The sequence below is a fragment of the Streptococcus lutetiensis genome, assembly GCF_900475675.1.
Classification (GTDB): Bacteria; Bacillota; Bacilli; order Lactobacillales; family Streptococcaceae; genus Streptococcus; species Streptococcus lutetiensis.
In genome coordinates this window covers 211,883-226,424 of record NZ_LS483403.1, presented here as the reverse complement: position 1 = coordinate 226,424, position 14,542 = coordinate 211,883, and the positions used below count along the sequence as shown (strand labels likewise).

Genomic DNA, 14,542 nt, shown 5'->3' with positions numbered 1-14,542 from the left:
TGCTTCACTTTATAACGATTTACCAGACTATTATCCAAAAAATAAATCAACTACAGCAATGACAATAATAGCTCCCAAAACAGAAGGTAAAATTGCCATATCTGCTAAAGTCGGTCCCCAATATCCAAATAAACTTTGCCCAACGAATGAACCAACAAGACCTGCAAAAATATTATAAACACAGCCCATTGACTCACCTTTTTTCGTGATAGCACCGGCCATCATCCCAATAAGCGCACCAACAATTAATGATCCAACCATAACAGTCTCCTTTTTAAAATATCTGACATATTTAGCTATTTCTTTACACCCACATTGTAGCATAAAAAAACAGTCCAGGGGGACTGTTTTTTCACGAGCCTGAAAATTTGAAGGCGAGTTAAGCCCTATGGACTGTTTTTTCTCGAGCTTGAAAATTCAAGACTAGATATGTTTTTTGAGTCTGAAAATTAATGAGCTATTGACAATTGACTGCTAAATATATCGACAATAATCTTTTCAGTTTTTCTTAGAACATATCAATCAACAATTGTTTCAATTCTGAAATGTATGGTTGACGTGGATTTGCTGGTGTACATTGATCATCGTAAGCAAGTGATGCCAATTTATCCACAGCTGCGTCAAAGGCCTCTTTCGTAACACCATTTGCAGAAAGACGAGGGTCAACATCAACTGCTTTCATCAAAGCATCAATACGTTCGCAAAGTGCTTCAACCAATGCTGCATCATCTTTACCTTTAAGATCAAGACTACGAGCAATATCAGCGTAGTCACGTTGTGCACGATATTCTTCATAACGTGGGAAGACTGAACGTTTTACATTTCCAGCCACACCATTGTAACGAATAACGTGTTGCATAGCGATTGAGATAGCTAGACCATGTGGAAGACCAAATTCACCACCAGTTTTGTGTGCGATTGAGTGGTTGATACCCAAGAAAGCATTTGAGAAGGCCATACCAGCAAGAGTTGCTGCGTAGTGCATGTTTTCACGTGCTTGTTCACCACGAAGTGTTGGGTGTTTAGGATCATAGTTATATGAATCTTCCAAGTTTTCAATAACCAGCTTAATGGCTTCAAGTGACCATGGGCGAGTCAAATCAGATGCCATAACTGAAACATAAGCTTCAAGGGCATGTGACAAAGTATCAAGACCAGAAAGAGCTACTGTACGTTTTGGCACTGTCATAACAAATTCTGGGTCAACAATGGCAACTTGTGGAGTCAATTCATAGTCAGTCAAAGGATACTTAACGTGAGTATGGTCATCAGTAATAACAGCGTATGGTGTAACTTCTGAACCTGTACCAGATGTTGTTGGAATACAGAAGAGACGTGTTGCTGTTTGGTGTTTGAATTTCACGATACGTTTACGGATATCGATGAATTTTTGTTGCAAACGTAAGAAGAGTTCGCTGACATTTTCGTAGCTATCAAGGAAATCAGCTTCTTGATCAAGTGAGTATTCGTAGATGTAACGTGCAATCTTAGCCGCATCAAGGGCAGAACCACCACCGACTGCAATAACTGTATCAGGTTTGAAATCACGCATTTGTTTGGCAATTTCAATCGTTTGACCAAGTGTTGGGTCTGGTTTGATAGTACCGTAAATTGATGTTGCAACTTTTTCATCACGCAATGCTAATTGAGCAAGAACAGTATCAACAAAACCAAATTGAACCATTCCTGGGTCAGCAACGATCAAAGCACGTTGCATCGGTTCGTATTCATCTTGCAAGTAAGAGATAGCATTTTTTTCATAGTATGTTTTTTCTGGCAGGCGAATCCATTGAGGACGGTTGCGACGTTTGGCAACTGTCTTAACATTTAAGAGATCGCCAGTTGAAAGATTGTGTGACAATGAATTTTTCCCCCATGATCCTGTTCCAAGTGTTAAGCTAGCTTTAAGTGCATCTGTGTAAATATCACCGATACCTCCGACTGAATCTGGTTGGTTAACCAAGACACGTGATGCTTTCACAGCGTCGCCATATTCAGCAACAAATGGGTCTGCCTGAGAACCTATTTGAATACCAGCATTGTGTCCTGCACCTTGATAGTCAAGAAGTGCTTCAACAATTTCAACACCTTCAGCACGATCTTTAGCTTTGTAAACCGAAAGGAGTGGAGAAAGTTTTTCAGAAGATAGTTTTTCACCGATATTTTTTTTATCAAGTTCAAACAAGAGAACATCTTTTCCTTCTGGCAATTTCACACCGGCTTGTTCACAAATCCAGCGAGCTGGCATACCAGCAACTGGACCATTAACACCGTGTCTGTCATTAAAGACAAAATCTTCGAGTTTTTTATAGTCCTTCTCAGGCACAAGGTAGGCACCTTTATCTTGCATTTTTTGAAGCCATTCGTCATAAATCGGTGCTTCAACAACTGCAGAGTTTTCAGTGGCACAAATCATACCATTATCAAAACGTTTTGATAACAACAAGTCTTCAACAGCGCGATCAACGTGTGCTGTTGCATCAACGTAGATAGCACCATTACCAGCACCAACACCCATTGATGGGTTACCTGATTTAAGAGCGGCATTTACCATACCAGGTCCACCAGTTGCCAAAATAGAAGCAATCTTCGGATTTTGGATAAGCGCTGATGTATTTGCAAGAGATGGTGTTTCAATCCATTGAACAATGTTTTCTGGAGCACCGGCTTTAATCGCTGCATCATAAAGAATTTGTGCAGCATGTGCTGAACAGTTTTGCGCTTGTGGGTGGAAGGCAAAGACAATCGCATTACGTGTTTTAAGAGCCACCAAAATCTTGAACATTGTTGTTGAAGTTGGGTTTGTTGTTGGAACAATACCAGCCAAAACACCAAGAGGTGCTGCGATTTGGATACTTCCTGAAACCTTATCTTCCCCAATGATACCTACTGTTTTTTCATTTTTAATACGTTCATAAACATACTCAGTAGCGAAGTGGTTCTTAATATCTTTATCTTCAACGACACCACGACCAGTTTCTGTATGAGCTTCTTTTGCTAATTCAAGCGAAGCTTCTGAACCTGCAAGAGCCATCGCTGCGACAATGTTATCAACTTGTTCTTGTGAATAAGTTGCATAAACACGTTCAGCTTCAAGAGCTTTTTCGACAAGAGCTCCAGTGTACTGTTGAGCCAATTCTTCTGCGATCAACTCGTTATTCTTTACATCTGCATTTGTTGCTTTAGCCATTAAGAAAACCTCCTTATAAGTACCCTTAAAAATAAGTGCCTCATTTTTTGAGAAGAACTATATTAATGATTGATACTAAAATAAAAACAAGACCGTATAGTCTGGAATTTCAAAACTCAATATTATTACTTGAGGTTCTCTTCACTATATAAACTACACAAAATCAACAGTTAAATTCTTTAATCATCATATTATTGTGATATTCTTCACCAACTATATTAACCCTTTTTCAAAAAAAGGTCAAGTATTATTTGTAAGCTTTTTCATTTTTATTTTAAAGCCAATGTAAGGGGATACATTTATATACCTAACTTTTCCTTTTACACTAATACTTTTGCCACTTTTGACATTTTCATATTCTGTAAAAACTCATTTTCATTAAAAATTGATCCTTCAATATCTTTCAAAATAAGCAGCTGAATATACAAAAAAAGCTCCTTGGAAAAACCAAGAAGCTTTTGCTCGACCGAACGTCAGATTAACGACGAAGACCAAGCGATGCGATCAATTCGCGGTAACGGTTAACGTCTGTGCGGCGAAGGTATGCCAACAAGTTACGACGGTGACCGATTTTTTTCATCAATCCACGGTAAGTAGCGTGGTCTTTTTTGTGTTGTTTAATGTGTTCGTTAAGGTGGTTGATTTCCCAAGTAAGAACAGCTACTTGAACTTCAACTGAACCTGTGTCACCTTCGTGACGTGCGTATTGAGCGATGATTTCATTTTTTTTCTCTTTTGAGATTGCCATAATTTTTCTCCTTTATATTGCTTCATCCGAGTGGTAGGTTTTTGGCGGATCCTACGACCAAGAAGAAGTTACTTGTCTTACGACAGTCCTTATTGTAGCAGATTGTTTCTACTTTTGTCAAAGGTTTTCCCTTAATTTAACGTGACTTTAACACAAATTAATTTTTCTTTGAAAAACGTGTTTTAATAATCAAACCTAGGCAAATAACCAAGCTGATAATAGCGTAAATAACAAAGGCAAAGCCTGGTTGTGGGCTAAATTTTGAGAAGAGGTTCAAAACAATTGCTGCGCTTGCCCCACCAAGATTACAGAAAATCAAGATAAGCGTAGTCGCATTTCCAATTAATTGCGGTGAAACGTTAGTTGAAACATCACTAAAGACGCAGGTAACTACAATACTGTACCAGAAACCTGACAGCATTGCACCGATTAGCATCACCCAAAGATTATTAGCAAAACCTACCATAAATAGTCCAAGAGCAAATGGAATCATTGAGATAGTAATCAAGTTTTTACTAAAGCGTCCAAGCAAACCTTCAAAACAAATTCCTGAAAGAATTCCCATAAGCATCATACCACTCAAGATTAAGCTTGCTTGACGAGGACTTCCAAGATGTAATTGGTCAACAATAACTGGAATGCGTAAACTGTTAGCACTATTGATATTAATAACAAAACCTGCCAATAAAGATAGTCCGACGATATACAAGATATCTTCTTTTTTAAATTTAGCACGAGCCTCATCTTGTTGGACTTCTGCCACTTCAACCTTAGGTTTTGGTGCAAAAACAAGGTAAACAGCAAGAATCGGCAAAGCAAATAAGTAAACACTGAATGTCCATGACCAACCAATAACAACAATGAAACCAACAATCATGGTCAATAAAGCATTACCAATAATTTCAAAGGAACCACGAAGCCCAAGCATCTGAGCTTGTTCACGTCCAGCATAAGTCTCACTGATAATACTGATGGCACGAGAATTAATCAAACCAATTCCGATACCAAGCAAAATACGTGATACAAAAACTAATGAATAAGTCTGAAAAACGACTGGCATGCTACCACCAAAGGCAATCAAAAGAAGACCTAAGATGATACTGAGACGTTCAGAGATTAGACGTTCGATAATTGGATTTAGTAACAACATGGCAAGAATCGCAAAAGATGATAGTGAAAATAGAAATTCCACCTGACTAGCAGCGTATCCTTGTTGATGAAATGTTGTAATCATTTGGGGTAATGCTGTCGACGGAGATAACGTCGAGACCAGCATCAAAGATAGAGATAGGAGACTAAATTTCTCCAAAAATGTTTTCATAGAAACTCCTTACTTGTTTTTTTCATCATTTCCAGTATAATCAAAGTTAGCGCATAAAAATATGACTTTTGTCACAACAAAGGAGGTCTGTGTGTCTTTAGAAAAATATATCCAAGACTATCAGCTTGAAAAAATCTTTCCTAGACATTATTTTGATAAATTGCAAGTCCGTGAACTAGTTGCTGGAGATGCGATTTGTCACCAAGGAGAAGCCTTAACAGCACTCTCTTATTTTGCAAAGGGAAAATTAAAAATTGTTCGTCGCTTATTTAACGGAAAAGAGCATATTTTAGATATCAAAGAAAAAACAACACTTATCGGAGATATTGAATTATTAACTGATCAGCCAATTGTGTCTTCAGTTGTTGCTCTTGAGGATACCTTAGTCATCCAACTCCCTTTAACTGGGATTCGCGAGGAATTATTAGCGGATAATGATTTGCTTCTAAATCTCAGTAGAGGGCTCGCTCAATCACTTTATGAGCAAAATATTCGCGCTTCTACCAATTTGAATTACACACTTAAAGAACGTCTAGCCACTCACATCTTGGCGATTGAAGACAAAGGCGTCTTCAAATTAGAATTAACCAGTCTTGCTGATTCATTTAGCGTCAGCTATCGTCACTTACTTCGCGTGATTCACGAATTCATCGATTCAGGAATCATCGAAAAACGTCGCCCCTATTATTATATCAAAGATATGAAGAAACTTATCAACTTGAAGATTACTAACTAAGCCAATAGCTTTCTCGTTAAGCATTTTTATGCTATAGTGTTATATAGAATAATTAGAGGAGAAACTATGTCAGTTATTGAAAAACTAGCAAAACCAAGTCATTTAATCAATATGAATGATATTATTCGCGAAGGTCACCCAACTTTGCGTCAAGTTTGTGACGACGTCACATTCCCTTTATCTGATGAAGAAATCATTTTGGGTGAAAAAATGATGCAGTTCTTGAAAAATTCACAAGATCCTGTAACTGCTGAAAAAATGGGCTTACGCGGCGGTGTCGGACTTGCAGCACCTCAATTGAACGTTTCAAAACGAATCATTGCTGTTCTTGTTCCAAATATGGAAGACAAAGATGGTAACCCACCAAAAGAAGCTTACAGCTTGCAAGAAGTTATGTACAATCCAAAAGTTGTTGCTCACTCAGTTCAAGACGCTGCTCTTGCTGATGGTGAAGGTTGCTTGTCTGTTGACCGTGTCGTTGAAGGATACGTTGTTCGTCATTCTCGTGTGACTGTTGAATACTTCGACAAAAACGGTGAAAAACACCGCATCAAACTTAAAGGTTACAACTCAATCGTTGTCCAACACGAAATCGACCACACAAACGGTATCATGTTCTACGACCGCATCGATGAAAAAAATCCATTTGCCATTAAAGATGGCATGCTAATTGTTGAATAAGCTAAAAAAGAGGTTGAAAACCTCTTTTTTTACGACCATACATAATAAAAGCACACTGTAAAAAGTGTGCTTTTTTCTGTTAAAAACTAACTAAAATTAAGAATTAATCAATTGCAGATAGAACTGCTTCTGCTTGTTTTTCAAGGTTAGCAATGACTTCATCAGTTGCAATGAACTTGCCATCTGCCCAAGCAGAGTCATTCACACGTGTTGTTGTGATTTCATCAACAAATTTCGTACGGATGAATGGGAACAAGGCACGGTAAGCTTCGGCTACTTGTTCGTGTCCACCGTTTGCAAGGATTGAAACAGTTGTGACTTTGTCATTAAGTGCTGAAGCACCTGTTGTATCTGAAAGATCAAGGGCACGGCTCAACCAGTCAAGCAAGTTCTTTACTGAACCAGGAATCGCAAAGTTATAAACTGGTGAGAAGAACCAGATAGCATCAGCTGCCAAGACAGCGTCACGTGCAGCTTGCACAGCAGCTGGTGTGTTAGCTTCCAAATCTTGTGAAAAGACCGGAACCTGTGACCAGTCTAGGTATGATACTTCTGCTTTGCCTTCAAGTGCTTTTTCAGCATTTTGAGCAAATTGTTGATCAAAAGATCCCTCACGTAATGAACCAACAACAAATAGAATTTTTTTCATGATATATCTCCCTTTTAAGGTTAATTAGTCTGTTAAAAGTTATTTATCACTAAATAGTACTTTCTCTATATTGTCATTGTACGAATTATTGCTACTTTTGTAAATTAATATGCTCACGCGGCTTAAATTTTTTTAGAAGTCGGATAAGCTCCTTTTGCTCTTCTTCAGTGAGAACTGAAAAGATGTCTTGGATTTTTTCGATGTGTAGCGGCAAAGCGCGCTCAATAACCTGACGACCAGCATCTGTTAGAGTTACCAGATAAGCACGTTTATCGTCTGGGCAAGTGTGACGGGTCACCCATCCTTTTTTCTCCATGTTACGAATTACTACCGTCATGTTGCCAGACGTTGCCAAGATACTTTCCATTAACTCACCGATTTTCATGGGACCTTTGCTGTAAAGAACATCCAAAACACTAAATTGAGTTTGCGTTAAATCATCTTCCTTGAATGATTCTGACGTTTTAGCATCAATTGTTCGATACGCTTTTCGCAAAACAACCATGGCTTTTACAGCGGTATTCGTAATATCTGACATGTTTCCTCCTGATATTTTAACTGATACGAAAACGAACAAATTACCTCAGACAGTCTGAAAATAATTTGTTCGCTCTTTTTTATTATTGTAATGATTTTAGAAGAAATCGTCAAACAAACTGAGTTGGTTATCTTCTGGCATGTTACCTAGGATTCCCATTTCATCCATTTTTTCAACTAGTGTTGCCGAAACACCACCGCGTTTGCGGAGTTCCATTTTAGAAAGGAATTCACCTTCTTCACGCGCTTTAACGATTTGTTTTGCAACGTTTTCTCCCAGACCATCCATAGCTACAAATGGTGGAATAAGGGTATCACCGTCAATGATAAACTCTGTTGCATCACTACGGTAAAGGTCTAATTGACCAAATTTAAAGCCACGTTCAAGCATTTCATTGACCAACTCGAGTGTTGTATAAAGGTCAATTTCAACGTTTGAAGCTTCATTATTTTTACGTTTGGTTGAAATCTCAGCCATGCGTTCTTTAACGGCATCAAGACCAGCACTCATTGTCTTGATATCAAAAGCTTTGGCACGAATTGAGAAGTAGGCGCAGTAATAATAAAGTGGGTAGTGAACCTTGAAGTAGGCCACACGAAGGGCCATCAATACGTAGGCAGCCGCGTGGGCTTTCGGGAACATGTACTTGATTTTACCACAAGATTCGATGTACCAATCAGGCACATTATTGTCACGCATTGCTTGAATGTAGCCATTACGTTCTTCATCAGAAATCTTCAACCAGCGTCCTTTACGCACACGTTCCATGATGGTAAAGGCCATTTTTGGATTTAGTCCCGCGTGCATGAGGTAAACCATGATATCGTCACGACAACCGATAACGGTTTTCAGTGTCGCGATACCTTCTTTAATCAAATCTTGGGCATTTCCAAGCCATACGTCGGTACCATGTGATAGCCCTGATAACTGAAGTAATTCGGCAAAGGTCGTTGGGTGCGTTTCTTCAACCATGCCACGAACAAAGTTTGTTCCGAATTCTGGGATACCAAGCATACCTGTCGGTGTTCCGATTTGTTCAGGAGTTACACCAAGCACTTCAGTACCTGAGAAGAGCGCCATAACATCTGGGTCATCCGCAGGAATATCTTTGGGATCAATACCAGACAAGTCTTGCAACTTACGAATCATCGTCGGATCATCATGACCGAGGATATCAAGCTTCAAGACGTTTTCATCGATATCGTGGAAGTTAAAGTGAGTGGTTTGCCATTCAGCTGAAAGATCATCCGCTGGGTATTGAACTGGTGTAAAGTCATAAACATCCATGTAGTTTGGAATAACAACGATACCACCTGGGTGTTGTCCAGTCGTACGTTTCACCCCTGCAGCCCCTTGCGCCAAACGCTCAACTTCTGCTTCCGGATACATCTTGCCATAATCACGTTCATAACCTTTAACAAATCCATAAGCCGTGCGGTCAGCGACAGTACCAACAGTTCCTGCACGGAAAGCGTATTGTTCACCGAAAATATCACGAACATCCAAGTGGGCAGATGGTTGGTCATCACCAGAGAAGTTCAAATCGATATCGGGAACCTTATCCCCATCAAACCCAAGGAAGGTTTCAAACGGAATATCATGTCCATCTTTCTTATAACGTGTGCCACATTTTGGGCAATCCTTGTCAGGAAGGTCGTAACCTGAACCGACAGAACCATCAGTGATAAATTCTGAATGCTGACAATTTGGACAGACATAATGTGGTGGCATTGGGTTAACTTCGGTAATTCCAATCATGGTTGCCACAAAACTTGAACCAACAGATCCACGTGAACCAACCAAGTAACCACGTTTATTAGAACGAATAACCAGCATTTGAGACGCCAAGTAAATCACGGCAAATCCGTTACCCAAAATCGAAGTCAATTCTTTTTCAATACGTCGGTCAACAATATCTGGTAATGGGTTACCATAGATTTCGAAGGCTTTTTGATAAGTCATCTCTGCGACACGTTCTTCTGATTTTTCGAGGAATGGCGTGTACAAATCTTTCTTAACCACTTCGATTTCTTCAAAGCGCTCAGCAAAATCACTCGTATTCTTAACGACGATTTCATAAGCCAAGTCTTCACCAAGGAAAGAAAATTCGTCTAACATTTCATTGGTTGTGCGGAAATGCGCTTTTGGTAGTGGGGCTGGCTGAGCATCTTCACCACGACCAATCGGACGGTTAATCGGTACCCCTTGTCCCAAACTACGGACGATAATTTCACGGTAAATTTCATCTTCTGGTTCAATGTAGTGAACATTACCAGTCGCAAGAACAGGCTTGTTCACACGACGTCCAACCTCAATCAAATCACGAATGACTTGACGAATGCCTTCTTCGTCTTTGATTGTTCCTTGTACCAATAGCGGTGCATAAATGGCAGGCGGCATGACTTCAATGAAATCATAGTATTTAGCCACTTCAACAGCTTTTTCCACACCTGATGTCAAAACAGCATCAAAAACTTCACCTTCTGAACAAGCTGTTCCTAACAGAAGTCCTTCACGGTGCGCATCAAGAACCGTTCTTGGAATACGCGCTACTCCTTCAAAATATTTAACATTTGAAAGACTGACCAGCTTGAAGATGTTTTTCAACCCAGTTTGGTTTTGAACATAAATCGTCGCATGCTTAACGCGAGCTTTCTTATAAGAGTCCTCAGCCACCAGCTTAGTGTTCAAGTCCATCATGTTGGTAAGACCATGATTTTCACGCGCTTCTTTCAAGAAAATAAAGAGTAGGCGACCAGTTGCTTCGGCATCGTAGTTGGCCATGTGATGGTGTTCAAGAGAGACTTGAAAACGTTTGGTCAACGGTCCCAAACCATGACGTTTGTATTCTGGGTAAAGGTTTCGTGCCAATTCAAGTGTATCAATAACTGGCTGTGTGATAGTTGGCATATCATGACGTTTGTAGTTAACATTCATAAAGCCAACGTCAAAGGTTGCATTGTGGGCAACCAAAACAGTGTCTTTACAGAAATCTTGAAACATTTGAAGGACTTGTTCGATTGGTTTTGCATTACGGACATGATTATCCGTGATACCAGTCAATTCTGTCGTAAAGGCTGACAAGTGGTGACCTGGATTGATGAATTCGTCAAACTGCTCAACAATATTACCTTTATACATTTTTGAAGCAGCAATCTGAATCAAATCATTGTGCACCGCAGAAAGTCCTGTTGTTTCCACGTCAAATACGACGTAAGTCGCTTCATTTAACTCTAAGTCAACAGGATTGTAAGCAATCGGCACCTTATCTTCAACAATATTAGCTTCCAATCCGAAAATAGCCTTAATACCGTCCTTACGAGCTCTGTGATAACCATGAGGAAAACTTTGAACATTTCCATGGTCAGTGATGGCAACAGCCTTGTGACCCCATTTAGCAGCTGTATCAATTAACTCTTCAACCGTTGGCAAAGCATCCATGGTTGACATGTTCGTATGCGCATGGAATTCCACACGTTTTTGGTCTTCTGGCATCAAATCTTTGCGGTCGTGGTGAACAATTTCTTTGACATCTTGCACATTCATGGTAAGGGCATGCGTAAAATTATTGTTCTCAATATTTCCGCGAACACGAAGCCATGAACCTTTGGCAATCATGTCACATTTTTTCAATTCTTCATCATCTTTAGCCCATTTTTGCATGGCAAAGCTTGATGTATAATCTGTCATCTTGAAATTGATGATATGACGACCTGTACGGGTAGTTTTCTTTTCAACATCAAAAACCATTCCCTCAAAGACAATGCGGTTTTCTTCTGTTGTGATTTCAACCATCGGCGTGATTTCAGCATTTTCAAAACCTGCACGGCGTTGTTTGGCACGTTCTTTGAAATCAAGCTTTGGTTTTGGAGCTTCTTCAGCTGGTGGTATTGATGCTTCAAGGGATTTGACAGCCTCACGATTTTCCTGCACTACTTTTTCTACCATGGCTTCACGATTATTTGTAAAATCTTCACGAAGCGCTTGAGTCATAGCTTCATCAGAAACCATATCAACCATCACTTTTCCGAAACCAAAAGCTTCAAATTGACGAGCCAAATTTGGCAAATGATTTTTTCGGAAATGGTCATTATTAACAAAAGCTGGCGCTGCAATCAATATTTTTTCACCATCATAAGAGACTTTCAACTTGCTAAAAGAGGCTTTAAAGCTAGCGCTATCACACGGAGCATACTCAAAAGCTTCTTCATAGTAAGCTTGTAAAAGTGGTTGTGAGAAATCAATTTTTTCTGCCTGAATATCAAAAGTCGCTGTAATATCCGCTTGCTTAAAGGTATTAACCAAGCGATAAGCTAACTCACGATAAATCTCAATCGGCAAAATCTCTGCAAATGAAAAATAGAATTCCCAGAGGCGGGATACTGAGTGTACCTTAACTTCACGAATATCTGCAGATGAAAAAGCAGAAGATTGTCGCATTTCAAGCGGCATATCGATTTGCTCCATCAATTTTTTAAATAACTCTGACATAAAGCGTCAATTACCTCAATTCCAAAAATCTATCTTTCTATCCTAAGTAAAAGAGGGACATGAGCCGCCCTTTTACTTCTTTATCTATCAATATCGTCTTTCAATTTTATCATAAAAGTGAGCATTTTTCGAGACAAAAGAAAAAGGTCGGGCCTACGCTCTCGACCTAAATCTTATTAGTCTTCTTTTGTCAAAATTTCAAGTGTTTCAATAAGGTTTTCAGCGTTAACTTCGATTGTATCACCGGTTGCTTTGATTTTAACTTCTACGATACCATCAGCAGCTTTTTTACCAACTGTCACACGGATTGGAAGTCCGATAAGATCGCTATCTGAGAATTTTGATCCGACACGTTCGTTACGGTCATCAACCAAAACTTCGTAACCTTTTTCAACCAATTCAGCTTCTACTTTAGCTGTCAAAGCTTGTGCTTCTTCGTCTTTCACGTTAACAGTGATAACGTGAACATCAAATGGTGCCAATTCTTTAGGGAAGTTAATACCCCATGCAAAGCGGTAAGCACCTTTTGGTGTTTTAGAAACGAAGAGACGAGCGTGTTGTTCGATAACAGCTGACAGGATACGGCTAACACCGATACCATAGCATCCCATGATGATTGGCACAGCACGACCGTTTTGGTCAAGGATTGTAGCACCCATGCTTTCTGAATAGCGAGTACCAAGTTTGAAGATGTGTCCGATTTCGATACCACGAGCGAATTTAAGAACACCTTTACCGTCTGGTGAGATTTCACCTTCTTTAACTTCACGAATATCAACGTATTCTGCTTCAAAGTCACGTCCTGGGTTAACACCAGTCAAGTGGTAACCATCTTCGTTAGCACCAACAACTGCATTAGCAACATCTTGTACTTTGCGGTCAGCCACGATACGAACGTTTTCAGGAAGGTTAACTGGGCCAAGTGAGCCAAAGTTTGCTCCAAAGACCTTAACAGCATCTTCTTCAGTAGCTGGGTCAAGGAAGTCAGCACCAAGGTAGTTTTTCAATTTAACATCGTTGACTTGGTCGTTTCCGACAAGAAGAGCAACAACTGGTTCTTTATCAGCAATGAATAGAAGTGTTTTGATTGTTTGTTCATCATCAACGTTCAAGAAAGCAGCCACTTCATCGATTGATTTACAGTTAGGTGTTTCCACACGTTTAACATCTTCTTGAGCAACAACTTTTGTTGATGGTTTGTATTCGTTGCTTGCCATCTCAAGGTTAGCAGCATAGCTTGATTCTGTTGAGTAAGCAATAGTATCTTCCCCTGAAACCAACCATGATGACAATTCTTTTTTGATATCTTCTAATACATCTTCTGGAATTTCATCGATTGAAGCGATTGATTTGTCAAGAACAACCCAATGGTCAAGGTCTGTACGGTCTGGAGTGATAGCCATAAACTCTTGAGAGTCTTTACCACCCATAGCACCACCATCACCGATGATACCTTTGAAATCAAGTCCTGCACGTGTGAAGACTACTTCATAAGCTTTGCGGTATTCTTCGTAAGTTTTATCCAAACCTTCGTAGTCTGCGTGGAAACTGTAACCGTCTTTCATGATAAATTCACGCGTACGAAGAAGTCCGTTACGTGGACGTTTTTCATCACGGTATTTAGATTGGATTTGATAAAGGTTAAGTGGCAATTGTTTGTATGATTTAACCGCATCACGAACAAGGCTTGTAAATGTTTCTTCGTGAGTTGGTCCAAGGATAAAGTCTGATTTATCGCGATTTTTAAGTTTATAAAGGTCTTCACCGTAAGTTTCGTAACGACCTGATTCACGCCAAAGATCAGCGTTCAAAAGTGCTGGTGCAAGCATTTCAACGGCACCGATTTTTTCAAACTCTTCACGCATGATTTTTTTGAATTTTTCAATTGTGCGGTTAGCAAGTGGTAGGTAAGCATAGATACCTGCTGAGACTTGGCGAACATAACCAGCACGAACCATAAGAGCGTGACTGATAACTTGAGCGTCGCTTGGCATTTCGCGAAGCGTTGGGATAAGCGTTTGTGATTGTTTCATAATAAAATATTGCGGTCAAATCACGAAAATAAGTAAGCCGCTTGTTGTTTAGGCAAGTAGCTCACTTACTCGTATCTTTAGAGAAGACCGTATCAATTCCTTTCTAAAAAATGTGTATTCAAAATATGATGTACTAAATTATTGATTAGTCTTTA

General features: G+C 39.5%; 10 protein-coding genes. 2 read left to right on the top strand and 8 right to left on the bottom strand.

What is annotated here, in order from left to right:
- Positions 1-30 precede the first annotated feature (30 nt).
- From DQN23_RS01310 to DQN23_RS01295, 4 genes are all read right to left on the bottom strand, one after another.
- Positions 31-261 carry a GlsB/YeaQ/YmgE family stress response membrane protein gene (locus DQN23_RS01310; RefSeq protein WP_111712602.1) on the bottom strand — a complete coding sequence of 77 codons (231 nt, stop codon included), beginning with the start codon at positions 259-261 and terminating at the stop codon, positions 31-33.
- Positions 262-508: 247 nt separating this feature from the next.
- Positions 509-3,190 carry a bifunctional acetaldehyde-CoA/alcohol dehydrogenase gene (gene adhE, locus DQN23_RS01305; protein WP_020916089.1) on the bottom strand — a complete coding sequence of 894 codons (2,682 nt, stop codon included), beginning with the start codon at positions 3,188-3,190 and terminating at the stop codon, positions 509-511.
- 478 nt (positions 3,191-3,668) lie between these two features.
- On the bottom strand, positions 3,669-3,938 hold the full coding sequence (rpsO, locus tag DQN23_RS01300; protein ID WP_003063161.1) for a 30S ribosomal protein S15: 270 nt from the start codon (positions 3,936-3,938) through the stop codon (positions 3,669-3,671).
- A gap of 157 nt (positions 3,939-4,095) precedes the next feature.
- On the bottom strand, positions 4,096-5,259 hold the full coding sequence (locus DQN23_RS01295) for an MFS transporter (RefSeq protein WP_058813620.1): 1,164 nt from the start codon (positions 5,257-5,259) through the stop codon (positions 4,096-4,098).
- A 61-nt stretch (positions 5,260-5,320) separates the two neighbouring features.
- On the opposite strand from DQN23_RS01295, the gene DQN23_RS01290 reads away from it, so the two are divergent.
- Both DQN23_RS01290 and def read left to right on the top strand, forming a co-directional pair.
- On the top strand, positions 5,321-5,995 hold the full coding sequence (locus DQN23_RS01290; RefSeq protein ID WP_058833259.1) for a Crp/Fnr family transcriptional regulator: 675 nt from the start codon (positions 5,321-5,323) through the stop codon (positions 5,993-5,995).
- Positions 5,996-6,061: 66 nt separating this feature from the next.
- Positions 6,062-6,676: a peptide deformylase gene (gene def, locus DQN23_RS01285; RefSeq protein ID WP_020916086.1), complete on the top strand. Its 615-nt coding sequence runs from the start codon at positions 6,062-6,064 to the stop codon at positions 6,674-6,676.
- A 103-nt stretch (positions 6,677-6,779) separates the two neighbouring features.
- Here def and DQN23_RS01280 read toward each other — a convergent pair whose 3' ends face one another.
- The 4 genes from DQN23_RS01280 to DQN23_RS01265 all read right to left on the bottom strand — a co-directional run bounded on the left by DQN23_RS01280 (position 6,780) and on the right by DQN23_RS01265 (position 14,387).
- A complete protein-coding gene (locus tag DQN23_RS01280; RefSeq protein ID WP_111712601.1) occupies positions 6,780-7,325 on the bottom strand; it encodes an NADPH-dependent FMN reductase in 546 nt (181 codons plus the stop codon).
- 91 nt (positions 7,326-7,416) lie between these two features.
- Entirely contained in the window at positions 7,417-7,863 is a 447-nt protein-coding gene (locus DQN23_RS01275) for a MarR family winged helix-turn-helix transcriptional regulator (RefSeq protein ID WP_111712600.1), read from the bottom strand.
- A gap of 96 nt (positions 7,864-7,959) precedes the next feature.
- Complete coding sequence (locus tag DQN23_RS01270; RefSeq protein WP_111712599.1) at positions 7,960-12,354, bottom strand: PolC-type DNA polymerase III; 4,395 nt, start codon at positions 12,352-12,354, stop codon at positions 7,960-7,962.
- A gap of 176 nt (positions 12,355-12,530) precedes the next feature.
- The gene (locus DQN23_RS01265) at positions 12,531-14,387 is read right to left on the bottom strand and encodes a proline--tRNA ligase (RefSeq protein WP_111712598.1); all 1,857 of its coding nucleotides are present in this window, start codon (positions 14,385-14,387) and stop codon (positions 12,531-12,533) included.
- Positions 14,388-14,542: the final 155 nt, after the last annotated feature.

Excerpts from the sequence above, each read along its gene's own strand:
- DQN23_RS01310 (WP_111712602.1), bottom strand. The coding sequence starts at position 261 with ATGGTTGGATCATTAATTGTTGGTGCGCTTATTGGGATGATGGCCGGT.
- adhE (WP_020916089.1), bottom strand. The coding sequence starts at position 3,190 with ATGGCTAAAGCAACAAATGCAGATGTAAAGAATAACGAGTTGATCGCA.
- rpsO (WP_003063161.1), bottom strand. The coding sequence starts at position 3,938 with ATGGCAATCTCAAAAGAGAAAAAAAATGAAATCATCGCTCAATACGCA.
- DQN23_RS01295 (WP_058813620.1), bottom strand. The coding sequence starts at position 5,259 with ATGAAAACATTTTTGGAGAAATTTAGTCTCCTATCTCTATCTTTGATG.
- DQN23_RS01290 (WP_058833259.1), top strand. The coding sequence starts at position 5,321 with ATGACTTTTGTCACAACAAAGGAGGTCTGTGTGTCTTTAGAAAAATAT.
- def (WP_020916086.1), top strand. The coding sequence starts at position 6,062 with ATGTCAGTTATTGAAAAACTAGCAAAACCAAGTCATTTAATCAATATG.
- DQN23_RS01280 (WP_111712601.1), bottom strand. The coding sequence starts at position 7,325 with ATGAAAAAAATTCTATTTGTTGTTGGTTCATTACGTGAGGGATCTTTT.
- DQN23_RS01275 (WP_111712600.1), bottom strand. The coding sequence starts at position 7,863 with ATGTCAGATATTACGAATACCGCTGTAAAAGCCATGGTTGTTTTGCGA.
- DQN23_RS01270 (WP_111712599.1), bottom strand. The coding sequence starts at position 12,354 with ATGTCAGAGTTATTTAAAAAATTGATGGAGCAAATCGATATGCCGCTT.
- DQN23_RS01265 (WP_111712598.1), bottom strand. The coding sequence starts at position 14,387 with ATGAAACAATCACAAACGCTTATCCCAACGCTTCGCGAAATGCCAAGC.